This window comes from Bradyrhizobium sp. AZCC 2289 (assembly GCF_036924615.1).
GTDB lineage: Bacteria > Pseudomonadota > Alphaproteobacteria > Rhizobiales > Xanthobacteraceae > Bradyrhizobium.
In genome coordinates this window covers 2,608,296-2,633,738 of record NZ_JAZHRY010000001.1, presented here as the reverse complement: position 1 = coordinate 2,633,738, position 25,443 = coordinate 2,608,296, and the positions used below count along the sequence as shown (strand labels likewise).

The following is a 25,443-nucleotide window of genomic DNA, read 5'->3' as shown; positions in this document are numbered from 1 at the left end:
GCTGTCGAAGAAGGTGCCCTGCGGGGACAGCGGACAACAGCGTGGCACCTGCCTGTGACGCGATCGCGCGGCGCATCGATCGTACAGGTCTAGAGAAAGCCGAGCGAAGGCGGTGCTCGCTCCGCCGAACGCTCACAGTTTTTTGAGAGTTTTTTCAAGCCCCACTCCCGGATCAGGTCCGAGAGTGCGCCGTTGCCGATCGCGCTTTTGCGCTAAACCTTGAGGTTCTCGGCCGAGGTCTTGCCGCGATTGGCAATCTCTTCGTACTCGACGGTCTGTCCTTCGTTAAGCGTCGAAAGACCAGCTTTCTCAACCGCCGAAATGTGAACGAAAACGTCCTTGCCACCATTGCTGGGCTGGATGAAACCATAACCCTTGGTCGGATTGAACCACTTCACCGTACCTTTAGCCATTCACGTCGTCTCCGCGGAATCAAAAAACAAAAACGGACCGCCGGTCCCCGCACACACCGGCCTGCCCGAGGTGAGGATACGCGGGTTGGGGCAAACTGGGTAGCGCAAACGATAGCGGGGATTTGGCAAAAATGAGGTTTATGACACCGCATTTCCGCCTTTTTGCCTGTTTCGCGATCATTTGAGGCGGCCGAAATGCGGCCGGGTCACGCTCCCCCGAGCCCGGAAACCGGCCCGGCCGGCCCGCGCAGGCGGGCGCACGAGGTGGCGATAATCCGGCGTCATCGGCGGTGCGCTCCCTCTCCCGCGCTTGCAGGGGAGGGTTCGGGTGGGGGTGTTTCCGCATGATGTGCTCGTCGGGTCGATAGTCCGTTTCCCCCACCCGCCGCGCTTCGCGCCATAGCCGAAGCTTTGCTTCGGCGTTCCCATCTAAGAACGGCCGCCGAAGGCGGCCTCTGCTCCCCCGCAAGCGGGAGAGGTGAAGAGGAGCGAAGGCCGGCCGCCGGATTTTAGTACGTCGCGGCGAGATACTCGACGATCTTGCCGACGTCCGCCTCGTCGATCGGCGCGCCATAGACCTTGATCATCTTGGTCACTTCCGCAGCCCAAAAATCCTTTTTGAATTTTTCGCCCTGCGGCTGCGTCTTGATGTAGTCGGCGGAGTGACAGGCGGTGCAATTGTTCTGCACCACTTCGAGATTGGGTCCCGGCTTGAAGGCGGCGGTTTCTTCCGGAAGCGTGTAGTTCACGGGCGCCGCGGTGGCCGCAACGACACCGAGGCCTGCGACGGCGGCGAGCGCGAGGAGAAGCTGATGTTTCATGACCATTGTCCTCACGCCGCGGTGACGCGAACGGTTTCGACGACGTTGCGCAGATAACCGGCGGGATTCCACAACGGATCCATCGGCTGCGTGTCGCCGGCATTGTTGGTGGCGCGCACCTTGATTTCGCTGGCGCCCGCCGCGAGCGCGACCTTCAGCTTCCATTCGCGGAACGAATATTTGCCGAGGTCCTTGCCGAGTTTTGCCGGCGTCCAGATCTTGCCGCCGTCGATCGAGACCGCGACCTCCTTGATGCCCTTGCCGCCGTCGAACGCGATGCCCTTCAGCGTCGTGCCGCCCGGCTTGAGCCTGCCGCCGTCGGTGACGTTGGTGATGAACGAGCGCACCGTGAAGCGGTTGATCGGGATCGTCGCCTTCGGCGCGGTGCCGGGCTCGACGCTGTTGTTGGGCGTGTCCGGAATCCGGTAGGCTGATTTCATCCAGAAGCCGTCGAACACGCTGTCGATTACGGTGATCTCGTTGAGGTGTTTGACCCAATAGGTGCCGTAATAGCCGGGCACGATCAGCCGAAGCGGAAAGCCGTTGAGGAACGGCAGGTCGTCCCCATTCATGCCATAGGCCAGCATCACCTCGCCGTCGCTGGCGTGATCGATATCGAGCGCCTTGACGAAATCGGGTGTCCTGTCGCTGACCGGCCCGTCCATCCCGCTGAAGGTGACCTGCTTGGCGCCCGGCTGCACGCCGGCCATATCGAGCACGGCTTTCAGCGGCACGCCGCGCCAGCGCGCATTGCCCATCGCGCCGTTGGCAAGCTGGCCGCCGGCGACGCGCGGACTGAAGAAACCGCGGCTGTTGCCCGAACATTGATTGACGGCGACGAGCTCGACCGGTTTGAGCTTCTTGATCTCTTTCAGGGATAGCTTCAGGGGCTTGTCGACCTTGCCCTTGATCTCCAGCGTGAACTTGTCCGGATCGAGATCGTAGGGAATGTCGGCCAGATGATAGCGGACGAAAAACGCGTTGTTCGGCGTGATCGGGCCGTCGTTGAAGATCGAAAATGGCGTTTCCAGCTGCGGCGGCCGGCTGGTCAGGCCGATCATCGGGCGCTTCTGCGGGTATCTCACCAGCGGCCGTTCGCCATTGTCGAACGGCAGCATCACCGTATCGAGTGCGAGTGCCCTCGACGAACCCAGGCCCGTCACCAGCGCCGCCATGCCGGCGCGTTTCATCAATTCCCGTCTATCGAGCATCGCGCTTCCTCCGAAGCTTTTTCTGTTTGAGTCGGTCATCACCGAACTCGTCCAGCAGATGTCGCATCGCAGGGTGCCAAGTCAATTCATGCTTTCGCAGTGTGCGTATGACGTTGCGTTGCACAACCGAAAACCCCGGCCGCATCAGGCGACCGGGGCTTCCTGGACTTGACTGCGGTTGGATCAGTAGCCGCAGACGTTGACGGTGCGATACCGGTAGCCGTAGGGCGTCATGACCGGGCGGGTCACGTAGCAGCCGCCGTCGACGTCGCCGCCGATAAAGCCGATGCCGAAGCCGTGGCCCCAGTGGTGATGATAGCCACCCCATCCACCACCCCACCCGCCGCCCCAGGGCTTGGCGGAAGCAGCGGTCGGAGCCAGCGCCATGGCGCTGAGGGAAGCTGCGGCAACAAGAGCGAGAGTTACTTTGCGAAGCATGGTCGTTCTCCTTCAATGATGCGCCTCGAACGTTTCGTCTTGGCGCGGGTTTCAGTTTCAGTTCCAGTCTTACCCATCGCCCATCAGTCGCACCCCCAACAAAGGGGGTTCGAGAAAATTGCATTCCGTTCGGGGACAATTTTCTGAATGCTTGTTCAGGTGTGAGAAAAATCACATAGCGGCGCAGCGGGCGCTTACGCCGCCTCGACCTGCTCGCCAGCGACCAGCGCCGACAATGCCCGCGCCTCCGCCACGGTGCGCACGATCATCGGCTCGTTGCGGCCGCGGATCGCGACTTCCTGCTGCGGCAGGGCGTCGGCCGGCAACCCCGCCGTGGCGCGTACCTCGTCGGAGATGACTGCCTCGCATGCGAGACTCTTGGTCATGTCCTGCAGCCGTGCCGCGACATTGACGGCGTCGCCGAGTGCGGTGAACACCATGTGGTCGCGGTAGCCGATGTCTCCGACGATCACCTCGCCGCCGTGAATGCCGATGCCGAAGCGGATCGGCTCGCGCAAATCATGGCTGAGGAATTGATTCAACTCATCGACATTGGCGGCGATCATCGCCGCGGCCTTCAGCGACTGACGGCAGGCATCCTGCCGGCCGGTGGTGAGCCCGAACAGCGCCAGCATGCCGTCGCCGACGAACTGGTTCGGCCTGCCGCCGCTTTCGATCACCGCCTGCGACACCGCGCCGAGGAAGCGGTTGACGATGAACACGGTGTCGAATGGCAGCCGCTTTTCCGCAAGCTTGGTGGAGCCGCGCATGTCGACGAACATGCTGACGAGATAGCGCTCCTGGCCGACCCGGGTCGGATTCGACGCGTGCGAGCCCGCCGACGTCGCGTGCGGCAGAAAAAGCTGGAAGAACGAAAGATCGGTTGTCGGCCGCAACTGGCAGGCCAGGCGAATGGAGGGGTCAGTCGTCCCGACCCGGCCGAGCACAAAAGCCTCGCGCTGCGAAGGCTCCGGGAGCGCGCTGCAGTCGCCGATGATGCGGATGCGGCAGGTGGAGCAGCGGGCACGGCCGCCGCACACGCTAGCATGGGGCACGTTGTTGCGCAGGCTTGCCTCGAGCACGCTCAGCCCCTTCGGCACCCGAACGGTCCGTCCGTTGCCGTAGGACAAATTGACCATGCCGCCGCGGCGCTCGTGGATCGTGCGTGCGCCCTTTGCCAGCAGCACGACGACGATGAGGCCCAGATAGCCGATCAGGAAATAATCCTCGATGTCGCTCAATACGGCCTGTTCGGCCCAGGTGCCGACCTTGTCCGGCACGAGATTCTCCGCCCGCCATTCTGGACTGTCGTTGTCGACGACGTTTCGTCCGCCTTGATAGAGGCCGAGCATCGCAAGCGTCGGAATCAGCACCGCCACGGCGAGCAGAAACGGCGCAGCGGTCTTGAAAAATGCTTTCATCCGCAGCCAGAAATAGAGGCCGATGCAGCCATGGACCCAGGCGATGGTAATGACCGCGAACATCAGCCACGCCTTGAGCGGCCACACGATCCAGTACGCAAAAAACACCTGCGGATAGAGTTTTTGGTGTCCGTATAGCGCCTGGCCGATCCGCACCCCGACAATGTGGGTGATGATCAGCGCCGGAATGCTCAGCCCCAGCACCAACTGCAGCGGCTCGATCGCTTTCCAGTGGAACTGCCGGCGTTGATACAGCGCCCAGATGCCGAGCGCGGTGTGAACGAGGCAGCAGGCATAGAACACGATCCCGACTGGCGGGAATTGCCAGAACAGGATGTGCCAATGGACGCCGATGGCCAGGGCCTCCATCGAGATATTGCCGAGCGCATGATTGAGGAAATGGCTGACGAGATAGGCGAACAGCACCATGCCGCTGGCAAGACGGATTTGCCGCAGACTGATGCCGCGGACCAATGTCGCCAGTTGCTCTCGAGAAAATTCGGCCATGCGAACCATGTAATACAGTATCGGCGATAGTATTGTTTAATTCCCGTGGTGAATACCTGCAACGTCGTCCCGGCGAACGCCGGGGGGTCCATGCGCCGCGGCCCATCGGCGGGGCGCCGCGGCCTAAGTCGCTTTACCAAGCCATTCCCTTACAACGATCGGTGGTTTTGGTCCCGGCCCCCCGTGCGCAATTGCGCACCAGGCCGGGACGACAGCTAACCATTTTCCTCCGCGACACGTTGACACCCCCTTAGGGTTCTAGGAGAAAGCGCCGTGACGATAGCTCCGCCCGATAACAAAAGCGCGAAACCGGACAGCCCTGCTTTCCGGCAACTGCTGGCCGTGGTGTCGCTGATCGCGGTGCTGACATTGATGCGGCTGATCTACGCCCATGTGCTCGATCTGCGCACCGACGAGGCCTATTACTGGACCTGGTCGAAGGAGAGCGCGCTGTCCTTCCTCGACCATCCACCGATGATCGCCTGGTTCATCCGCTTCGGCACTGCGATCTTCGGCGATACCAATCTCGGCGTGCGGTTTGCCGGCATATTGGCGATGCTGGTCACGCAGCTGCTGCTCGCCGATATCGTCCGGCGCGTCACTCACGATGTTCGCGCGGTGGTGTTCGCGGTGTTGATGCCGGAGGCGGCGCTGTATTACGGGCTGTTGATGGCGAAGGTGTCGCCCGACACCGCGATGATCCCGTTTGCGGTCGCGATCCTGTGGACGCTGGTCCGGCTCACCGAGAGCGGCAATCCGCGCTGGTGGCTCGCCGCCGGCCTGTTCGCGGGGCTGGCGCTGCTCTCGAAATTCACCGCGGTGATGCTGGCGCCGGCGGTGCTGGCATTCGCGCTGGTGCCGGACTGGCGCCGGCGCTGGCTGCTAAGCCCTTATCCCTGGGTGGCGGCATTGATCGCAGTCGTCGTATTTTCGCCGGTGCTGATCTGGAATGAGCAGCACGACTGGGCGTCGTTCCGATTCCAGTTCGTGCGCGCGGTGGCGACCCATGATGTGTCGTTGCGCACGGTGGGCGAATTTATCGGCCTGCAGTTCGGCCTCGTCGGGTTCGTGATGCTCCCGGTGGTATTGTCGGGCGTGACGCTGACGGCGTGGCGCGGTTATCGCAGGCGCGAGCCGGTCGCGATCCTGCTGTCGACATCGGTGCTGGTCCCCTTCCTGTATTTCTGCTGGAAATCGCTGACGCTGCGGGTCGGCGACACCTGGCCGATGTTCCTCTGGCCCGCCGGCTTTGCCGCCGCCGCCATCAATCTGGCGGTGCTGCCGCGCGAAAATTGGTCGGAATGGATCATCCAGTCGACGTTGTGGTGGGCGAGGGTGGCCGTGATCTCCGGCATCGCCTTCGTCGTCGGCGTGTTCTTCTACTATGTCGCCGCACCCTGGAATCTGATCGGCCGGACCGATCCGGTCGGCGGCGAGGCGGGTTACGAGCAGGTCGCGGCGCGCGCGCGGGATCAGTTGAAGCGAACCGGCGCGACCTGGATCGCCACGACGGATTATCGCACCTATGCGATGTTGCGCTGGCACTTTGGCGACCGCGTGCCGGTCATCGAGATCAACGAGCGCGGCCGGTTTCAGGGCTTTCGCGATCCAGGCATGAACCTGGTGAAGGACCACACCGGCCTCTACGTCGCGCGCGAGCCGGATAATTTGCTGCCGCTGTGGGATCTCACGACCGCAAAGCGGCAGCCGCTGGAGCGGGTCGAGCGAAGCTGGCGCGGCGTCGTGATGGATACCTATGCGCTGGAGAAACTGACCGGCTGGACGCCCGAGCTTTCACCGCCGCCGGAGTCACCGCTGTTCCGCTGGCGCGTGCTGGCTGAAAATGCACGGCCGCTGATGGTTGCGGCGATCATGGCGAGGACACGGTGATTTCGTTCGAAGGCAGCGGACAAAGATCGTCGCGGCGGGGTAGCGAGTGGCTTCATCCTTCGAGACGGCGCTTCGCGCCTCCTGAGGATGAGGTCTTAGACCCTCATGGTGAGGAGCACGGCAACGCCGTGCGTCTCGAACCATAAGGCCACGGACTACGCCTCTTCCTCACGCTTGCGCAGCAAATCCTTGGCGAGGTCGGCGAGCGCCGGGCGCGGCAGGGCGGTGAACGGCAGCGGGCGGGTGACGTCGATGGCGGCGAGGCCGAGCCGCGCCGTCAGCAATCCGTTCAGCATGCCCTCGCCGAGCCGCTGCGAGAGTTTTGCGGCGAGGCCGTGGCCGAGCATCTGCTGGATCAGGCTGTCGCTCGCCGCCATGCCGCCGGTGATGGCGAGATGGCCGATGACGTGGCGCATCAGGCGGATCATGCCGAGCGTGCCCGGCCTTCCGCCATAGAGCCGCGCCAATTGCCGGATCATGCGCAACGAGGCGACGAAGACAAACAACACGTCGATCAACGCGCGGGGGCTGACGGCGGTCACGATCGAGACGCGTTGCGCCGCGTTCGAGACCAACCGCCGAGCTTCCTGATCGAGCGGCGACATCAATTCGCGCTCGGCCAGCTTGATCATGTCGGCGCCGTCGATAATGTCGTCGGCATGGTTTTGCAGCGCGGCGCGGGCGCGCGCCAGTTGCGGGTTCTGGTGCGCCAGCTTGAGCAGATCGTCGACGATGGTCCGGCTCGCCTTGCGGTCGTCGCTGAGCAGAACCTCGGCGGCGCGCAGATGCAGTTTTTCGATCGTGGCCAGCCGCGCCAGCCCGAATGCCTCGCGCGCGATCACGACGGTCAGCGCAAGGGCTGCGACCGACGCAAACGCCAGCCCGAGGAAACCCAGGCTTTCGCTTCGGGAAAACAGATCCTCGATCAGATTGACGACGCCAAGCCCGGTGCCGAGCAGCACCAGCCCGCCGACCGCCGTCCAAAACACCGCCCCCCAGCGAAGGCCGCGGCGCGCCGGGAGCAGCGGCGCGTCGATCGGCACCGGCAGCAGCGCGGGGTCGGGTTCCCTGGTGATCTGGACCGTGCCGCGGGCGGGGCGGGCGCTGTCATCCGGATCCATCACGATCACGCCGGGATCGTCGAGCTTGAAGGTCGCCGGCCGCCGATGAGGCGTTTTCTCGCTCATTGCAGTCTGTCTCCGATCAGGAACTGGAGGGCGCGGTCAAGGCGGATGTGAGGCAAGTCCGGCTCGTCCTCGCCGTCGCGTTCGAGCTGTGGCGGCCGGAACCGCAGGAAGCGGAAATCGGCCTTTTCGGAGGGCGTGCTGGAGAGGCCGCGAAACTCGCCCTTGAACAGCGCTTCGGGGTCGCTGGGCAGGTCGCCCGGAAAGGTCGCGACCTCCGTGTTGCCGTCGAACGTCTCGCCATTGGCGATTTCGCCGGGCGCGGGCATCCCGAGGATCGAGGGCAGTTTGTCCCGGCCGCGTGCGACCGTCGCCTCGCGGGTGGCACGCACGGCGGCCAGCGCCACGACGTCGATCGCGGCTCCCGTATGTTCGGCGCGATCGGCGGCCTTGGCGACCGCGCGCCGCAGCACCGCTTCGAGGCGGTCGTGGCTCGAATGATGCAGATGGTCGGCCTTGGTGGCCGCGAACAAGATGCGGTCGATCCGCGGCCGGAATAGGTTGCTCAACAAGGTGCTGCGGCCGATCCGGAAGCAATCGAGGATGCCGGTGAGCGCCGCCTCCAGATCGTGCAGCGCTTCGGGCCCGGCGTTGAAGGCGGCGAGCGCATCGACCAGCACGATCTGGCGATCGAGCCGCGCGAAATGATCGCGAAAGAACGGACGAACCACGACGTCCTTGTAGGCCTCGTAGCGCCGCCGCATCATCGCCCACAGCGAACCGTCCGGTGCGGTGCCGTCGGCAGACACGTCGAGCGGCGCAAAGGTCAGCGCCGGGGTATTGGCCAGATTGCCCGGCATCAGGAAGCGGCCGGGCGGCAGCAGGCTCATCGCAAAGCGCTCGTCGCGGCAGGCGCGTAAGTAATCCGTGAACAGTTTTGCGGCCGCGCGCGTCGCCTGTTCGTCCTCGCGACCTTCGGCGCTCAGCGTCTTCAGATGGTCATGCCACGGCGCCGCCAGTTTTGCGCGCGGCCCCTCGCGCGACAGCGCAAGGCTCTCGGCGGACCATTGTTCATAGCTCTTGTTGAGCAGGGGAAGATCGAGCAGCCATTCGCCGGGATAGTCGACGATATCGAGGGTCAGCGTGCGGTCGGCGCCATTTTGCCGCTGGTAGTCGATCACCAGCCGCAACTCGGAGATGTCGACGGTCGAGTTCGGCCAGCACCGCTCCTGGATCAGGGTGCGGACGTGGTTCTCATAGTCGAAGCGCGGCACCGCGTCGTCGGGCTGCGGCTCCAGCCGGGCGCGGGCGATCCGCCCGGTCGCGTATGGCTCGAACACCGGAAAACGGCCGCCGCGGGTCAGGCCATGGATCAGCGCCGTGATGAACACGGTCTTGCCGGCGCGCGACAGCCCGGTGACGCCGAGCCGCACCGTCGGATTGAACAGACTGTCGCCGTAATCCAGCAGGGCGCGCGCCGACAGGCGCGCTTCCTCGACGATATCTTGAAAACGGGGGGCCATGCGGGGGGCGGCGCTCGCGAGATAAAAACGGGCAAATTGGCGGGATATCACCCGGAAAGTGGCGATTGGCGGGCCAAAATCAAGCTTCACATTTCGGACGCGATGACAGGTCAAGGGTTTGAACGGTTCGTTGACCTCCTGAGACCTATGTTTTATCGCTGACGAAAGTGGCCAGGCCGACATGACTGTCTTTAGACTGAAGCAACTCGCCTCGACTTCGATCCAGGCCGCGGCCGGGGCCATGCATTGGAACTACGACCGGGCCGAGCTGATCGCCGACGGGGTCGTGCATGTCGTCGGCGTCTGTTTTGGCGTCGTGGCCGCCACCGTCCTGATCGTACTGACGGTGGTCTACGCCACCGCGCTCGACGTCGCCGCAGTGTCGGTCTATGTCGCGGGCCTGCTGGCGATGCTGGTGATGTCGGCGACCTATAATCTCTGGCCGGTGTCGCGCGCCAAATGGGTGCTGCGCCGCTTCGACCATTCGGCGATCTATGTGCTGATCGCGGCGACCTATACGCCGTTCATCATGGAACTGAAGGGCAGCTATTTCGCCATCGCGCTCCTGATCGGGGTGTGGTGCGTCGCAATCGTCGGTGTCGCGCTCAAGCTGGCGTTGCCCGGGCGTTACGACCGCCTCGCGGTCGGGCTTTATCTGGCGATGGGCTGGAGCGGCATGATGCTGTATGACAAAGTGGTGAAGGCGCTGCCGGCCATGGCGCTGGGCCTCATCGTCGCGGGCGGTGTGCTGTACAGCCTCGGGGTGATCTTCCACGCCTGGCAGCGGCTGCGTTTCCAGAACGCGATCTGGCATTGCTTTGTGCTGATGGGCGCGGCCTGCCACTACACGGCGATCCTCGATCTGGTTCTGACCTGAAAACAAAAACATAAAGGGGAGAACGACCATGCAGGTGGCTGGCAAAGTCGTGGTTGTGACCGGTGGCGGCAACGGCATCGGAAAGGCGCTGTGCGAGGCGTTTCATCGCGCGGGCGCGGCCAGGGTGGTGGTCGCCGATATCGATCCCGACAGCGCACGCGCCGTCGCCACGCCGATCGGCGGGGCGGCCTTCAAATGCGATGTCGGCAAGGAAAAGGACATCCTCCACGTCATCGAGGAGACCGAGCATCAATTCGGCCCGATTGCGCTGTTCTGCTCCAACGCCGGCATCGGCGGCGGCTTCGATCCGCTGTCGGTCAATGCCGGCGGCACCTCCGACGAACCCTGGTCGCGAAGCTGGGCCGTTCACGTCATGGCGCATGTCTATGCCGCGCGGCACCTGATCCCGCGCATGAAGGCGCGCGGCGGCGGCTATTTCCTCAACACGATTTCGGCGGCGGGCTTGCTGTCGCAGGTCGGCAGCCCGGCCTATTCCGCCACCAAGCACGCCGCGGTGGGCTTTGCGGAAAATCTCGCGATCTCGCACAAGGCCGACGGCATCAAGGTTTCGATCCTGTGCCCGCAGGGCGTCGATACCAACATGCTGCGGTCGATCCCGAAGGGCCCGCAATCCGGCGACGGCGATCTGACGCCGGAGCAGGTGGCGCAGGATGCATTGGCGGGGCTCGAGCAGGAGACCTTCGTGATCCTGCCGCACCCGCAGGTGCTCGGCTACATGCGCAAGAAGACCGAGAACTACGACCGCTGGATATCAGGCATGGCCAAGATCCAGGCCAGGATGCGGGAAGCCTACGGGAAGTGAAGGACCCTCATGGTGGGGAGGGCGATGCGTCCTCATCCGTCATTGCGGGCCAACGGATCGGCGCGAAGCGCCGCCCGATGACAGGCTCCGCGAAGCAATCCATCTCACCAAGCAAAGAAAGAGTGGATTGCTTCGCTGCGCTCGCAATGACGTGGAGGGGCCTGATCCTCAGCCCTTCTGCGCGTAGAGCAGCGGCACCGCGGAATCCACCGTCACCTCGATCAGGCTGGTGCCGTGACGCCCGAGTCCGCGCTTGAGCGCGGCGGCGAGGTCGGATGATTTGCTGACGCGAACGGCGTCGCAGCCCATGCCTTCGGCGAGCTTGACGAAATCGATGTCGGGCAGTTCGAGGCCGGGCACGTTGCGCACCTGCATCACCTGGCTGAACGAGCGCATCGCGCCGTAGCCGGAATTGTTGAGCACCACCACCGTCAGCGGCAGCTTGCGTTGCGCTGCGGTCCACAGCGCCTGGATCGAATACATCGCCGAGCCGTCGCCGATCAGGCAGACGGTCCGGCTGCCGGGACGGCCCAGCGCCATGCCGACCGCGGCCGGCAGGCTGTAGCCGAGGCCGCCGCTGGCCATGGTGTAAAAACTGTCCTGCCCGCGCATCGGCATGAACTTTTGCATCGCCGGGCGATGCGACGGGGCTTCTTCCACCAGCACGTCCTGCGGCCCCATGGCGGCGGAGAGCGAATGCAACAGAAACTCGACCGGGATCGGATCGGCTGCAGCCGGCGCCGGTGGCAATGTGCGGCCTGCGGGAATCGCGCGTTTGGTCTCGGGCAGCATTTCCAGCAGCATCGCCAGCGCCGGCTTCATGGTCGCGATGATGCTGGTGCCCGACGGCGTGACGGCGGCCGCGGTCGGATCGTCGGTGATCTGGAAAATCGTGGTGGCGCCGTCGAAGATCGAGGCGTGGCCTTCGACGTGGAAAGTGAAGACCGGTGCGCCGATCACGACCACCAGATCATGATCGCGCAGCGCGTCCGAGAGCTGGCCAGGTGAAGCGTGCAAAAAACCCGCGAATTGCGGATGCCGTTCCGGGAACGAGCAGCGCGCCGAGAACGGGCTGCCCCAGACCGCGGCTTTTGCTGTCTCTGCGACCTTCACCATGAGATCCACCGCTTCGGCGCGATCGACGCCGGGGCCGACCACGAGAGCAGGGCGCTTGGCTTCCGAAAGGGCTGCGGCCAGCGCCTTCATCGCGCCGGCATCGGGCCCGAGTTCGCGGCTGACCTTGCGGGCCTCGACCGGTTGCGTCGCCCGCGCCCAGTCGTCGATCGGCACCGAGACGAAGGTCGGCCCGCAGGGCGGCTGCATCGCGACATAATAGGCGCGCGCGATCGCCGCCGGCACATCTTCAGGCCGCGCCGGCTCGACGCTGAATTTGACGTAAGGCCGCGGGAATTCCGTCGCGCGCTCGGCATAGAGAAACGGATACAACGGCATGATCGAGCGCGCCTGCTGGCCCGCGGTGATGACGAGCGGCGTCTGGTTACGGTAGGCGTTGAAGATATTACCCATCGCATTGCCGACGCCGGCCGCCGAATGGAGATTGACGAAGCCGGCGTTGCGGCTCGCCTGCGCATAGCCGTCGGCCATGCCGACGACGGAGGCTTCCTGCAAGCCCAGCACGTAATCGATGTCGTCGGGCCAGTCGCTGAGGAACGGCAATTCGGTCGAGCCGGGATTGCCGAAGACTTTCTTGATGCCGAACGCGCGCAACAGGCCGAAGGTGGCGTCCTTGACGGTGGTCGAGGTGTTCGTGGTTTTGGCTGGTTTGCGGGACAATGCCGTATGACCTCAGTTCGTCATTGCGAGGAGCGAAGCGACGAAGCAATCCATGCCGAAGCAAAGGAAGAATGGATTGCTTCGCTTCGCTCGCAATGACGGTCTCACCACGTCGCCGTACCCTTCATCGTCGGCTGGCCCTGTGAATTCGCGGTCCACAATTCCATGCCGGCGGCGGTGTCGTTGGCATTGACCGAAAACTCGCTGCCTTCGAACAGCGGCTGCACGCCGCGATAGCTGAATTTCTTGGGCGCGGTGCCGCCATGCAGCTTGGCGGCCAATTCGACGATGAAAGCCGCCTGCAGTGGGCCGTGGAACACGAGGCCCGGATAACCCTCGACCTTGGTGACGTAATCGCGGTCGTAATGGATACGGTGGCCGTTGAAGGTCAGGGCCGAATAGCGAAACAGCAGCACGGGATCGGCCATGTGGCTTTCGCGGTGCTTTGCGACGGGGGGCGGCGGCGCAGGCTTGGCCGACGCAGCGGGCGCCGCGCCCGACATGTCGCGATAGACGATATCCTGCCGCTCGCGGATCGCGGTGCCGCGCGGCGTCGTGATCGTGTGCTCGACCGAGACGAAGCACAACACGCCGGTAGAGCCGGTCTTCATCGTCACGTCGGAAATGCGGGAAGTGCGTTTCGCCTCATCGCCGACGCGCAGCGCGTCGAGGAATTCAAGTTCGCCGCCGGCCCACATCCGGCGCGGCAGCGGCACCGGCGGCAGGAAACCGCCGCGGGTCGGGTGGCCGTCCTGGCTCAGCTGCGACATCGCAAACACCGGCTGCGCCAGGCACCAATGCGTGGTGAAGGGGGCTGCGTCGTTCGCTTTGGGTTCGCCGATCTCCTGGAACAGCGTCGCGCGCAAACCCTTCACCAGTTGCGCGGTGACGATGTCGGATGCCTCGGTGCTGCGGCCGATCCATTGCCGCAAATGGTCGAGATCGAGTTTTTCGGCGACGGCTTCGGTCATGATGATTTCGCCCGGACACGAGGGGTTTTCGGCAGTTCGCTGTGCTGGCCGATGCCGGGCACCGCGCCGTAGTGGCGGGGTTGGCCGACGAAGATCGCGGCCGGCGCGGCATAGGTTACCTTGCCGTTCGGCGTATCGACCTCGATCCGGCGCAGATGCGGATGCACGGCGAGATCGGCCATGGTGTTGACTTCGGCGAACGCGATATCGGCGTCGGCGAGCTTCTTCAAAAGCACGTCGCGCGTCATGGTCGCAAAGCTGTCGCCGACGGTCTTGTCCGTAGCCACGCGGTTGCGCACGCGCTCGACCATGTTGGCGAAGCGGGGATCGCTGGGCAGGTCGGGCTGATCAAGCACCTCGGCACAGAGCTTCTTCCATTCGCGCTCGCTCTGGATCGAGATCAGGATGCCCTTGCCATCCTTCGAGCTGAACACGCCGTAGGGCGCGATCGAGGGATGCGCCAGCGCCATCCGCTTCGGCGGATTGCCGGCTTCCGAATTGATCAGCGGCACCGCCATCCAGTCGGCCATCACGTCGAACATCGAGATCCTGATGTCGGCGCCCACGCCGGTGCGTCCGCGTGCGATCAGCGCCTCGAGGATCGACGCATGCGCAGTGGCGCCGGTGGCGATATCGACCACGGAAATGCCCACGCGCGAAGGTCCCTCCGGGCCGCCGGTGATCGAGGCCAGCCCGCTCTCGGCCTGGATCAGCAGATCATAGGCCTTGCGGTCGGCGTAGGGGCCGTCGTCGCCATAGCCCGAGATGGTGCAGCAGATCAGCGCCGGATAATCCTTGCGCAGGCGCTCAAGCGAGAAGCCGAGCTTGTCCATCGATCCCGGCTTTAGATTTTGCAGCAGCACATCCGCGCCCGCGATCAGCTGTTCCAGCGCCGCGCGCCCTTCCTTGGTGGCGAGATCGACGACCACGGAATCCTTGCCGCGGTTGAGCCAGACAAAGTAGCTGCTCTGTCCCTTGGCCGCGGCGTCGTAGCCGCGGGCAAAGTCGCCCTCCGGCCGCTCCACCTTGATGACATGGGCGCCGGCATCGGCCAGCCGCGAGCTGCAGAATGGTGCGGCGACCGCCTGTTCGACGGCGACGACGATCAATCCTTCAAGCGGCAGCATCGGCGTTCTCAGTAGGAGCGGGGCATGCCGAGCACATGCTCGGCGACGAACGACAGGATGAGATTGGTCGAGATCGGCGCAACCTGGTAGAGCCGCGTTTCGCGGAACTTGCGCTCGACGTCGTATTCCTCCGCAAAGCCGAAGCCGCCATGGGTCTGCACGCAGGCATTGGCGGCGTCCCAGGACGCGTCGGCCGCCAGCATCTTGGCCATATTGGCCTCGGCGCCGCAATCGAGCCCGGCCTCGTATTTTCGGGTGGCTTCCTTGACCATCAGCTCGGCGGCGCGCATCGCCGCGTAGGCTTTTGCGATCGGGAACTGAACGCCCTGGTTCTGGCCGATCGGACGGCCGAACACCTTGCGCTCGTTGGCATAGGCGGTGGCCTTGGCGATGAACCATTTGGCGTCGCCGATGCATTCGGCCGATATCAGGATGCGCTCGGCATTCATGCCGGACAGGATGTAGCGAAAGCCCTTGCCTTCCTCGCCGATCAGGTTTTCCGCCGGGACCCGCATGTCCGTGAAGAACACTTCTGTCGTGGCGTGGTTCATCATGGTGCGGATCGGGCGTATCTCCAGGCCGTGGCCCTTGGCTTCGCGCATGTCGACGATGAACACCGACAGGCCGTCGGTGCGCTTCTTGGCCTGTTCCTTCGGCGTGGTCCGCGCCAGCAGGATCATCAGGTCGGAATATTCGGCGCGGCTGGTCCAGATCTTCTGGCCGTTGACGACATAGCCGTTGTTGCCATCGCGTTTCGCAAACGTCTTCAGCGACGAAGTATCGGTGCCGCTGGTCGGCTCGGTGACGCCAAAGGCCTGCAGCCGCAATTCGCCGCTGGCGATCTTCGGCAGCCATTTTGCCTTTTGCTCGTCGCTGCCGTGCCGCAGCAGCGTGCCCATGGTGTACATCTGCGCATGGCAGCCGCCGCCATTGCATCCGGCGCGCTGGATCTCCTCGAGGATTGCGGCCGCCGCCGACAGCTTCAGTCCGGCGCCGTCATATTCCTCGGGGATCAGCACCGAGAGGTAGCCCGCCTGCGTCAGCGCATCGACGAACTCGCTGGGATATTTCATCTCGCGATCGAGCTTGCGCCAGTATTCACCGGGGAACTGGGCGCAGAGTTTGGCAACCGCATTGCGGATGTCGGCATATTCGTCGTGCTGGTGTTCTGTGGCGGTCATCGGAACTCAGTTGGAGGATCGAGGGCACGCATATTGGTCGTGCCAAATGCGCGGAGGCCGAAGAACTGCACCAGATCGCCGCGCTGCGCCAGTGCAAGTTCGGCATAGCCGGTTTTCACTTCGGCGAAGCCGCCCGCGCCGGCAAAACCCTTCGCCGTGGTCGATACGGCGAGGCCCGGCGGATGGCGGGCGGCGCCCAGGAAAGGGCTATGCCGGAATACGGACCGGCAACGACTCGATGCCGCGCACAAAACTGGAATAGACCCGCTTCGGCTCGCCGACCACCTCGATGCGGTCGAAGCGTTTCAGCATCTCCTGCCACACGATCTTGAGCTGCAGCTCGGCGAGCCGCATGCCGACGCAGCGGTGAATGCCGAAGCCGAACGACAGATGGGTGCGGGGCCGGGCGCGGTCGATGATGAATTCGTCGGGCTTCTCGATGCCCTCTTCGTCGCGGTTGCCCGAGACGTACCACATCACGACGCGCTCGCCCTTCCTGATCTTCTTGCCACCGATTTCGGTATCGACCAACGCGGTGCGGCGCATGTGCGCCAGCGGGGTCTGCCAGCGGATCACCTCCGGCACCATGGAATCGATCAGCGCGGGATTGTCGCGCAGCTTCTGATACTGGTCGGGATGCTCGTTCAACGCCAGCACCGAGCCACTCATGGTGTTGCGGGTGGTGTCGTTGCCGCCGACGATCAAGAGGATGAGGTTACCCATCAGATTGTCGGAATCCATGTGACGCGTGGCGTCGCTGTGCGCCATCATCGACAGCAAGTCATTGCGCGGCGGGGCATTGACGCGCTCGTTCCAGAGTTTGCCGAAATAGGCCGCGCATTCGTCCATTTCGGCGCGGCGCTGCTCCGCCGATTCCACGATGCCGCTCTTGGGCAGTGCGGTCGAGACGTCGGACCAGCGTGTCAGCTTGCGCCGCTCTTCCCAAGGGAAGTCGAACAGCGTCGCCAGCATCTGCGTGGTCAGCTCAATCGAGACGCGGTCGACGAAATTGAAGGTCTCGTTGCGCGGCAGATTGTCGAGCACCTTGATCGAGCGTTCACGGATCAGTTTTGCGAGTTCGTCCAGATGCGTCGGCGTGAACATCGGCGACACGGTCTTGCGCTGGGCCGAGTGCCGCGGCTGGTCCATCGCGATGAAACTCGGCCAGTCGTAGCCCACCGCCACGTCGCGGATCGAGATACCGCCGAGTGAGACGTCGGAGGAGAAGATGCCGTGGTTGGTATCGACATGCATGATGTCGTCATATTTGGTGACCGACCAATAGGGCTCGATCGGCGCGTTGGTGCAGTAATGCACCGGCTCTTCCTTGCGCAGCCGTTCGAACCAGGGCCACAGCGTATCGTCCTGGAACAGCTTTGGCGCGCCGGGGTGAAAATCCTTCAGCGGCGTGGCATAAGCCTCTTCGCGCGCGAGGCGCAAAAGTTCGGCCTTATCGGCCCGGATGGCGGTCTGGACGTTCATCGGATCGATCCTTGAGCGCGCGTGAAAGAGTTGATTATCCGGCGATGCGGACCGGCAACGTCTCGTAGCCTTTGACAAAGCTGGAATACACCCGCTTGGGCTCGTCCACCACCTCAATCGTGTCGAAGCGCTTGAGGATCTCTTCCCAGATGATCTTCAACTGCAGCTCCGCCAGGCGCAGCCCAACGCAGCGATGGATGCCGAAGCCGAAGGAGATGTGGGTGCGCGGCCGCGCGCGGTCGATGATGAACTCGTAGGGGCGGTCGATGGCCTCCTCGTCGCGGTTGCCCGAGACGTACCACATCACGACCTTGTCGCCCTTCCTGAATTTCTTGCCGCGGAATTCGATGTCCTCGAGCGCGGTCCGGCGCATATGCGCCAACGGCGTCTGCCAGCGGATCACTTCCGGCACGAAACTGTCGATCAATGCGGGGTTTTCGCGCAGCTTCCTGTACTGGTCGGGATGCTTGCTTAAGGCATAGATGCTGCCCGACAGCGTGTTGCGGGTGGTGTCGTTGCCGCCGACGATCAGCAGGATCAAATTGCCGAGGAAGTTCCTTGGGTCCATGTCACGCGTGGCGTCGCTGTGCGCCATCATCGACAACAGATCGCTCTTCGGCGGCTGATTGATCCGCTCCTTCCAGAGCTTTGCGAAATAGCTCGCGCATTCCAGCAGCTCAGCCTGACGTTGGTCCTCTGTTGCGACCAGCCCGCCTACTCCGGGCAACGTCGTTGCGATGTCGGACCAGCGCGTCAGCTTGCGGCGGTCCTCCCAGGGGAAGTCGAACAGCACGGCCAGCATCTGCGTGGTCAGTTCGATCGAGACCCGATCGACCCAGTCGAACACCTCGTTTCTGGGCAAATTGTCGAGGCACTCGGTGGAGCGCTTGCGGATATTGATGGCGAGCTGGTCGAGATGGGTCGGCGTGAACATCGGGGCTACGGTTTTGCGCTGCGCCCCGTGCCGCGGCTGGTCCATGGCGATGAAGCTTTCGCGCCGCAAATCGGCGGGCGCGTCACGGATGGTAATGCCGCCGAGCGACGCCGCCGACGAGAACACCGAATGGTTGGTCTCGATGTCCATGATGTCGTTGTACTTGGTCACCGACCAATAGGGACCGAACATGCTGTCCTTGCAGTAATGCACCGGCTCTTCCTTGCGCAGCCGGTCGAAATACGGCCAGAAGGAATCGGTCTTGAACAGTTCGGGATCGCCCGGATCGAAGTCGGCCAGCGGCATGGCATAAGCGCGCTCGCGCGCGGCTTCCTGCTGGGCGTCTTTAGCGAGATCGATGGTCCCGTGCATGGGTGTCTCCCTGACTGGTATCCCACCGGAGCATGGCCGAAGGGGCGATGTTTTACCCAATTACATCCCGAGCCGGGCGTCAGCGCAAGGGCGAGTTGCGCGCATTTGGCCGCATCGACGACGGGGTCCGGCGAGGGGGCGATTCCGGCCTGTTTCGACCCGTGACAAGGGCATTGGCAGGGACTAAGGCTGATTGAAACAACGTTTAATTTGCCGGAGGCCGCCCGACCATGATCCCCAACGCGTACCGGATATTCAATTTCGATCTCGGCGAGACCGCGGATGCGATTCGCGAGACAGTCCATGCCTTCTCCTCGAACGAGATCGCGCCGCGCGCCGCCGAAATCGACCGGAGCAATCAGTTCCCGCGGGATCTCTGGCCCAAGATCGGCGCGCTCGGCCTGCACGGGATTACCGTCGAGGAGGAATATGGCGGCTCGGGCCTCGGCTATCTCGAGCATTGCATCGCGGTCGAGGAGATGTCGCGGGCGTCGGCCGCGGTCGGCCTGTCCTACGGCGCGCATTCCAACCTCTGCGTCAACCAGATCCGCCGCAACGGCAGCGACGCGCAGAAGCGGAAATATTTGCCGAAACTGATCTCGGGCGAGCACGTCGGCTCGCTGGCGATGTCGGAACCGAACGCCGGCTCCGACGTGGTGTCGATGAAGACCCGCGCCGACAAGAAGGGCGACCGCTTCGTGCTCAACGGCAGCAAGATGTGGATCACCAACGGGCCGGTCGCCGACACGCTGGTGGTCTATGCCAAGACCGACCTTAACGCCGGTCCGCGCGGCATGACCGCCTTCATCATCGAAAAAGGCATGAAGGGATTTTCCACCGCGCAGAAGCTCGACAAGCTCGGCATGCGCGGCTCCGACACCTGCGAACTGGTGTTCGAGGATTGCGAAGTGCCGGAAGAAAATGTGCTCAGCGAAGTCGGCCGCGGCGTCAACGTGCTGATGTCCGGCCTCGATTACGAGCGCGCGGTGCTGGCCGCGGGCCCGCTCGGCATCATGCAGGCGTGCATGGATGTGGTGCTGCCTTACGTGCACGAGCGCAAGCAGTTCGGTGAGCCGATCGGGACCTTCCAGCTGGTGCAGGGCAAGATCGCCGACATGTACACCACGATGAATGCGTCGCGGGCCTACGTCTATGCCGTGGCAAAAGCCTGCGACCGCGGCGAGACCACGCGCGAGGACGCTGCCGGCGCCATTCTCTACGCCGCGGAAAAGGCCACCCAATGCGCACTCGACGCGATCCAGCTGCTCGGCGGCAACGGCTACATCAACGACTATCCGACCGGCCGCCTGCTGCGCGACGCCAAGCTCTACGAGATCGGCGCCGGCACCAGCGAGATCCGGCGCATGCTGATCGGCCGGGAGCTGTTCGACAAATCGGCGTAGAGCTTTTCCGGTTCAGACGACCATGGCCGCGCAATCGGGGCCTCATGGTTCGAGACGCACGGCGGCGCCGTGCTCCTCACCATGAGGGTCTAAGACCTCATCCTGAGGGTCTAAGACCTCATCCGGGCGATGTACCCGAACTTGACAGAAGCTACCCGGCATGGCGTTCCGCTACAATAATCGCTTCAACGAGGACATTTTCGGAACGGCGATTGAGGGCTGCCGATAGGTTAACATATGTCGCATTTGGTTCGGGTGATCGAGAGCAACGGCCAAACGCGCCTTAGCTGGACGTAGTTGAAGCAAACGTCGTAGTAGCCGCCGCCAAGTGGACTGTGGGCGCTCAAGAACGTCTGATTGATTGTGCCTGTACCCTCACGCTTCGGATCGAATCGGAAGGAATGGCTATTCCAAACTTCTCCGTTTCGTTTGAGAAGATCGTTTGCCACACCCGTACCGCGCCTAGCCCATGTCGTTATTTTTTCTGCCGCTAATAGTGCGATGAATTTGGCTCGATCTGTTCCGCCAAGTAGGTCGATTACGGCCGGGGAATCCGCCACGCGAACATTTGGATAACCATCGGCGATATCGTCAGGCTCTCCCGGCCACACCGCGAGCGCATCGCTGCGGTTGACCTGCAAATCTGTGTACGCCGGCCTTCCTGTCTTACGGTCGGCGAAGCAATGCACGCCATCAACCGTTGCTCATGGAAAAAGAAATACGTGAAATACGCTTTGTACCAATACCTCTTTTCAATCGGTGTCAGTGCGGCGCGCGGCCCCACCCAGGGACCGGAATCGGTTTCTTTGAGTCGCCCCCACATGCACAAACGCCCCGTCGAAAGAGCGTCCCTCAATTCATCGCCAACCTTCTCCCAACGGTTATCTTCTAGAAAATCGGGATCAATATGCTGAAAAAGGTCGGTGATCGTCCACTTCGTATCGGCATCTGGTTGTTTTTTCGCAATCCGCAATTCTGCATCCAGGTTGTCCGCTCGCTCCCTCTGCACCCAATAGAGACGGGCAGGCGCCCAGATCAGGCGAAAGAGAAAAATAAGGATGAAGGCTAAGATTACCGACGCCGCTTCAGCCAGCAGCGTGAGCAAAGCCGTCCCCCACATCAGTGCAGGTGCGGCGCTCATCGCAAAATTTCGCAGCGGGGGAAAATAGAGAAGCAGCAGGCTGTGAGCGTCCCGCCAAGAAAGCCAGCCACCGCATTAGCGAGCGTGAGAGAGCCACCCCACGCAAACTTAATGCAGGACCACCCGAATTTGATTGCCTTGCGCATGCAGCCACCCCTCCCACAACCGGGGATCGTACCCCAGAAGGCGGCTTTTGGGATGGCATTCCCGTTCTTTTCGGGTACATCGCCATCGCGTCAGCGATGCGTCTCGAAGGATGAAGTCACTGAACCGGCAGACGCTCTGACGGCTTTATCTGAGGTGTTTCTTCACGCTATTTCCCCGAAAACGCGGTGAAATCGAACCGGATCACATTCCCGGCGACAAATCTGTGGTCTAATCCTGAATTGCCGCTGCCCTGGAGTTGATCCGTGAACCAGATGAGTTGGACCCCGTCGGGACCGCCGTCGCCGCCTCCCGTACCTGGTCCGCCGCCGATGCCGGTGGCGTTTGCCGGCGATCGTGCGGATTTCTTTCGCCTGGTGCAGCGCGGCGCCGGGCTGGAACTCGTCACCCTCGGCTTTTACCGGTTCTGGCTCGCGACCGATATTCGCCGTCATCTGTGGTCGCATACGGAGATCGACGGCGACGCGGCGGAATATACCGGCCGCGGCAAGGAGTTGCTGATCGGCTTCCTGGTTGCGATGGCGATCCTGGTACCGGTGTATCTCGCCTACTTCCTCGCCGGTCTCGAAGCCGAGCGATTCAAGGCGTTCGCCAGCTTTCCGCTGTTCGTATTCTTCTATGTGTTCGGGCAGTTTGCGATCTACCGGGCGCGGCGCTATCGCCTGACGCGGACGGTGTGGCGCGGGGTGCGGTTCTGGATGAGCGGTTCGGGCTGGGCGTACGCCGCGCGGGCGACGCTGTGGGGTCTGCTGGTGATGGTGACGCTCGGACTGGCTTTGCCGTGGCGCAACGCCGCGCTCGAGCGCTACAAGATGCGCCATTCATTCTATGGCGACCTGCAGGGAAGTTTTGAGGGGCGCGGCTGGGAGTTCTTCAAGCGCGGCTGGTGGCTGTGGCTGCTGGCGCCGATCGCCTATTTGGTGTGGCCGATGGCGCCCTTCGTCTATGGCGCGTTCAGGGCGGTGGAATGGCGCTGGTGGCTGTCGGGCATCCGGTTCGGCGGCGTGCGGCTGGAATCGACGTTGCGAAAAAGCGCGCTGATCGGTCTGTACTGGAAGGTGATCGGCTGGATCGCCTTCCTTGCGGCGGTATTCGCCGCCTATCTGGTGATATGCTCGGCGCTGGTCGCAAGCATGAGCGGAACGCCGTTCGAACAGTTCTTCAAATCGCAGGAGTTCCTCAAGAGCATTCCGTTGCTGGTGCTGGCAGGTCTGGGCTATCTGATGGTTGTGCTGGCGATCAACGTGGTGATGCGGGTCTATCTGATGCGCGATCTCTGGGTCAGAATTGTGGGATCGACGATCGTCCTTGACATTGGGGCGGCGGCGAACGTCTCCGCCCGAGGCGAACTGGCCAATGCGCTCGGCGAAGGTTTTGCCGACGGGCTCGATGTCGCCGGCTTCTAGCCCATGACCGATATGCCCACCGAGCGTGGCGCAACCAGCGTTCCGTCGCCGCCTTCGGGCGGCTCGGCCATTTTTTTCGACGGGACGTCGAGCCAGCGGCGCGCGGTCACGCTCCGTTTCGCGGACCGGCTTGAAATCAGCGAGGGCGAACGGACGCTTGGCGTGTGGGCCTATGCCGATATCCGCCGCGCCGACAGTCCGCCCGGTACGCTGCGCCTGAGCTGCGTGACGGCGCCCGCGCTGGCGCGGCTTGAGGTTCGCGACGCCACGGTCGCGGCCGAGCTAGTCGCCCGCTGCAACAGAATGGACGAGAACGTTCCCGGCCGCGGCGTTGCGGCCATCGTCGGCTGGTCGCTCGCGGCCACCGCCTCGATCATTGCCGTCGTGCTGTTCGGGGTCCCGCTCGCCGCCGATCGCCTGACGCCGCTGGTGCCGGATGTCTTCGAACGGCGGCTCGGCGACGTCGCGGATGGGCAGGTCAAGGCGCTCTTCGGCGGCAAGGTTTGCGACAATGCGGCCGGGCAGCAGGCCTTTGCCAAGCTGGTCACAGCGCTTCGCGAACCCGCCGGGCTCGATCCGTCGGTGCAATCCGCCGTGCTGGCGACGCCGGTTCCCAACGCCTTCGCGCTGCCCGGCGGCAAGGTCTATCTGTTCAACGGATTGCTGGCAAAGGCGGAGAATGCCGACGAGATCGCAGGCGTCCTTGCCCACGAACTCGGTCATCTCAAGCATCGCGACAACATGCGGGGTCTCATTCACGACGGCGGCACGTCGTTTCTGATCGGACTGTTGTTCGGCGATATCACCGGTTCCGGCGCGCTGATCTTCGCGTCCCGCACGCTGGTGACGGCGTCCCATTCGCGCGAAGCCGAACAGAATGCCGATGATTTCGCCATCGACATCATGCACAGGCTCGGCCGGCCGACGAAACCGATGGGGGAGTTGCTGTTTCGCGTCACCGGAAAGGAAGGCGAGGGCTTGTCCATCATCTCCAGCCATCCCCTGACCGAGGATCGTCTGGCGCAGATGAGCCGGGAAGACCGACCAGCCTCAGGGCCGCCGCTGCTGACACCGGAAGAGTGGAAATCGCTGAAATCGATCTGCGGTCCTGATCCGAAATTGTGATCGACCGGTCCGGCCGGATATTCCTTACCGTCCGGCGGTTTTTCGCGATCTCGCCGCGGAGATTGGTGCCGAAGCCGCACTGGCCGGCTTGGCGTCCCAGACCGCCAGCATGATCGAGAAGGCGTGTGAAATCGCCGGCTCATGCCGTCGCGAAGTCAGGCAGGCCAGGCTGAGGTCGCAGGTCAGCGTGACCTTGTCGGCGATCACGTAGTTCTGCTTGCGCGGCAGGCGTTGTTCGAGCACGACGTCGCGGGCGAGACAGAGGCAGACGCCGGATTCGACGAAATCGATCATGGCTTCTTCCTGATCGGTATAGGCGACGCGCTTCGGCAAGGGGCCCAGCGGCCGGAAGATATCGTCGAGCAGCCGCCGGTGCGCCGAAGCGGGCGGTGTTGCCAGCCACGGCAGGCCGGCAAGGTCCGCCCAATCCTTTCCCGTCACCTGGTCGCTCCATTCGATGGGGGCGATGACGCGGTAGTCATAGCTCAGCAGCGGAATGAGCTGGAATTTGCCGCCTTCGATCTTGCGCTCGGAAAAGGCCGGCAGCGAAAGCTGTTCGGCGGGCGTCGCATCGACGTAATACCCGACGTCGAGTTCGCCCTTGCCGATCTGGGTCAGCACGTCGTCGCTCATGCCGTAGCGCAGGAAGACCTCGGTCCGCTGCGATTTGGCCAAGCTTCGCACGAACGGCCCGAGCCGGGTGAACTCGGGATCCAGGATGGTGCCGACCCGAAGCGTACCGCGCTGGGACTCCTTCAGCGAATCCGCCATCGTGCAGAAATCCGAGGTCGCCGATACCGCCTTGTGCGCCAGCGGAAGCAGGGCGGCCCCGGCTTCGGTGAGGGTGAAACCACCCGGGGTGCGGTTGAACAGCTGCAGGCCGGTGCTCTCCTCGAGCCCCTTCAGCTGCAGGCTGACGGCGGGCTGGGTCAGGTTGAGAAACGAGGCTGCCCGCGAGACGGTGCCTTCGCGGGCCACGGTGATGAAGCAGCGCAGGGCTTGGGTACGCGGGAGGTCGTTCATTTGAAAATCTTATATAGCATTTCCAAGAACTCATTAGACATGAATCACCCTTGTAAGTCACAACTTTTGGACGACGAAACTCTGCGTTGTCGTGTGCGGAACCCGCCACTCCGTTTCGTGAAAGCGCTGTTGAAGATCGACGATCCGGAGCTCGAGCAGGCGCTGGCCGTGATCATGGACCGGCTGGCGGCAGCGCGTCGGCCGGAGAACGGCATGCCGCCGCCGTCGCCCGAGAGCCCGCACGCCGAGCCGCCGCAGGATTGATTTGATC

Annotated in this window: 23 protein-coding genes; 7 read left to right on the top strand and 16 right to left on the bottom strand. The window is 63.4% G+C overall.

Going from position 1 to position 25,443, the window contains the following annotated elements; translation table 11 throughout:
• Positions 1 to 212: 212 nt before the first annotated feature.
• From V1289_RS12860 to V1289_RS12840, 5 genes are all read right to left on the bottom strand, one after another.
• Complete coding sequence (locus tag V1289_RS12860) at positions 213 to 413, bottom strand: cold-shock protein (protein ID WP_027539571.1); 201 nt, start codon at positions 411 to 413, stop codon at positions 213 to 215.
• Positions 414 to 922: 509 nt separating this feature from the next.
• The gene (gene sorB / locus V1289_RS12855) at positions 923 to 1,234 is read right to left on the bottom strand and encodes a SorB family sulfite dehydrogenase c-type cytochrome subunit (protein ID WP_334397298.1); all 312 of its coding nucleotides are present in this window, start codon (positions 1,232 to 1,234) and stop codon (positions 923 to 925) included.
• Positions 1,235 to 1,245: 11 nt separating this feature from the next.
• Positions 1,246 to 2,445, bottom strand: a complete 1,200-nt coding sequence (gene sorA / locus V1289_RS12850; RefSeq protein WP_334397297.1) for a SorA family sulfite dehydrogenase catalytic subunit — start codon at positions 2,443 to 2,445, stop codon at positions 1,246 to 1,248.
• 183 nt (positions 2,446 to 2,628) lie between these two features.
• Positions 2,629 to 2,883: a hypothetical protein gene (locus V1289_RS12845; protein WP_309179552.1), complete on the bottom strand. Its 255-nt coding sequence runs from the start codon at positions 2,881 to 2,883 to the stop codon at positions 2,629 to 2,631.
• Positions 2,884 to 3,077: 194 nt separating this feature from the next.
• Complete coding sequence (locus V1289_RS12840) at positions 3,078 to 4,811, bottom strand: adenylate/guanylate cyclase domain-containing protein (RefSeq protein WP_334397296.1); 1,734 nt, start codon at positions 4,809 to 4,811, stop codon at positions 3,078 to 3,080.
• Positions 4,812 to 5,090: 279 nt separating this feature from the next.
• Between V1289_RS12840 and V1289_RS12835 the strand changes: the two genes are divergently transcribed.
• Positions 5,091 to 6,701, top strand: a complete 1,611-nt coding sequence (locus V1289_RS12835; protein ID WP_442896178.1) for a glycosyltransferase family 39 protein — start codon at positions 5,091 to 5,093, stop codon at positions 6,699 to 6,701.
• A 155-nt stretch (positions 6,702 to 6,856) separates the two neighbouring features.
• Here V1289_RS12835 and V1289_RS12830 read toward each other — a convergent pair whose 3' ends face one another.
• The gene (locus tag V1289_RS12830; RefSeq protein WP_334397295.1) at positions 6,857 to 7,888 is read right to left on the bottom strand and encodes a YcjF family protein; all 1,032 of its coding nucleotides are present in this window, start codon (positions 7,886 to 7,888) and stop codon (positions 6,857 to 6,859) included.
• On the bottom strand, positions 7,885 to 9,348 hold the full coding sequence (locus V1289_RS12825) for a YcjX family protein (RefSeq protein ID WP_334397294.1): 1,464 nt from the start codon (positions 9,346 to 9,348) through the stop codon (positions 7,885 to 7,887). Before V1289_RS12825 ends, V1289_RS12830 begins: the two co-directional genes overlap by 4 nt.
• A gap of 181 nt (positions 9,349 to 9,529) precedes the next feature.
• On the opposite strand from V1289_RS12825, the gene trhA reads away from it, so the two are divergent.
• Complete coding sequence (gene trhA, locus V1289_RS12820) at positions 9,530 to 10,225, top strand: PAQR family membrane homeostasis protein TrhA (protein WP_334397293.1); 696 nt, start codon at positions 9,530 to 9,532, stop codon at positions 10,223 to 10,225.
• 28 nt (positions 10,226 to 10,253) lie between these two features.
• A complete protein-coding gene (locus tag V1289_RS12815) occupies positions 10,254 to 11,048 on the top strand; it encodes an SDR family oxidoreductase (protein ID WP_334397292.1) in 795 nt (264 codons plus the stop codon).
• Between the two features lie 168 nt (positions 11,049 to 11,216).
• On the opposite strand, the gene mdlC is transcribed toward V1289_RS12815, so the two are convergent.
• The 7 genes from mdlC to V1289_RS12780 all read right to left on the bottom strand — a co-directional run bounded on the left by mdlC (position 11,217) and on the right by V1289_RS12780 (position 18,909).
• A complete protein-coding gene (mdlC, locus tag V1289_RS12810) occupies positions 11,217 to 12,842 on the bottom strand; it encodes a benzoylformate decarboxylase (RefSeq protein WP_334397291.1) in 1,626 nt (541 codons plus the stop codon).
• A gap of 104 nt (positions 12,843 to 12,946) precedes the next feature.
• Positions 12,947 to 13,813, bottom strand: a complete 867-nt coding sequence (locus V1289_RS12805; protein ID WP_334397290.1) for an FAS1-like dehydratase domain-containing protein — start codon at positions 13,811 to 13,813, stop codon at positions 12,947 to 12,949.
• Positions 13,810 to 14,940, bottom strand: coding sequence for a CaiB/BaiF CoA transferase family protein (locus V1289_RS12800; RefSeq protein WP_334397289.1), 1,131 nt, complete (start codon positions 14,938 to 14,940; stop codon positions 13,810 to 13,812). The genes V1289_RS12805 and V1289_RS12800 overlap by 4 nt, the downstream gene beginning before the upstream one ends.
• 8 nt (positions 14,941 to 14,948) lie before the next feature.
• Positions 14,949 to 16,121, bottom strand: a complete 1,173-nt coding sequence (locus V1289_RS12795) for an acyl-CoA dehydrogenase family protein (RefSeq protein WP_334397288.1) — start codon at positions 16,119 to 16,121, stop codon at positions 14,949 to 14,951.
• A complete protein-coding gene (locus V1289_RS12790; RefSeq protein ID WP_334397287.1) occupies positions 16,118 to 16,240 on the bottom strand; it encodes a hypothetical protein in 123 nt (40 codons plus the stop codon). The genes V1289_RS12795 and V1289_RS12790 overlap by 4 nt, the downstream gene beginning before the upstream one ends.
• Positions 16,241 to 16,328: 88 nt before the next feature.
• Entirely contained in the window at positions 16,329 to 17,603 is a 1,275-nt protein-coding gene (locus V1289_RS12785; protein ID WP_334397286.1) for a cytochrome P450, read from the bottom strand.
• A gap of 34 nt (positions 17,604 to 17,637) precedes the next feature.
• On the bottom strand, positions 17,638 to 18,909 hold the full coding sequence (locus V1289_RS12780) for a cytochrome P450 (RefSeq protein WP_334397285.1): 1,272 nt from the start codon (positions 18,907 to 18,909) through the stop codon (positions 17,638 to 17,640).
• A 230-nt stretch (positions 18,910 to 19,139) separates the two neighbouring features.
• On the opposite strand from V1289_RS12780, the gene V1289_RS12775 reads away from it, so the two are divergent.
• The gene (locus V1289_RS12775; RefSeq protein ID WP_334397284.1) at positions 19,140 to 20,312 is read left to right on the top strand and encodes an isovaleryl-CoA dehydrogenase; all 1,173 of its coding nucleotides are present in this window, start codon (positions 19,140 to 19,142) and stop codon (positions 20,310 to 20,312) included.
• 538 nt (positions 20,313 to 20,850) lie between these two features.
• Here V1289_RS12775 and V1289_RS12770 read toward each other — a convergent pair.
• Positions 20,851 to 21,453, bottom strand: a complete 603-nt coding sequence (locus tag V1289_RS12770) for a hypothetical protein (RefSeq protein ID WP_334397283.1) — start codon at positions 21,451 to 21,453, stop codon at positions 20,851 to 20,853.
• 419 nt (positions 21,454 to 21,872) lie between these two features.
• Between V1289_RS12770 and V1289_RS12765 the strand changes: the two genes are divergently transcribed.
• Complete coding sequence (locus V1289_RS12765; protein WP_334407433.1) at positions 21,873 to 23,024, top strand: DUF898 family protein; 1,152 nt, start codon at positions 21,873 to 21,875, stop codon at positions 23,022 to 23,024.
• 12 nt (positions 23,025 to 23,036) lie between these two features.
• Positions 23,037 to 24,149: a M48 family metallopeptidase gene (locus V1289_RS12760; RefSeq protein WP_334407431.1), complete on the top strand. Its 1,113-nt coding sequence runs from the start codon at positions 23,037 to 23,039 to the stop codon at positions 24,147 to 24,149.
• A gap of 24 nt (positions 24,150 to 24,173) precedes the next feature.
• Here the strand turns inward: V1289_RS12760 and V1289_RS12755 are convergent, their stop codons facing one another.
• Complete coding sequence (locus V1289_RS12755) at positions 24,174 to 25,172, bottom strand: LysR family transcriptional regulator (protein ID WP_334397282.1); 999 nt, start codon at positions 25,170 to 25,172, stop codon at positions 24,174 to 24,176.
• 129 nt (positions 25,173 to 25,301) lie between these two features.
• On the opposite strand from V1289_RS12755, the gene V1289_RS12750 reads away from it, so the two are divergent.
• Positions 25,302 to 25,436, top strand: a complete 135-nt coding sequence (locus V1289_RS12750; RefSeq protein WP_334397281.1) for a hypothetical protein — start codon at positions 25,302 to 25,304, stop codon at positions 25,434 to 25,436.
• Positions 25,437 to 25,443: the final 7 nt, after the last annotated feature.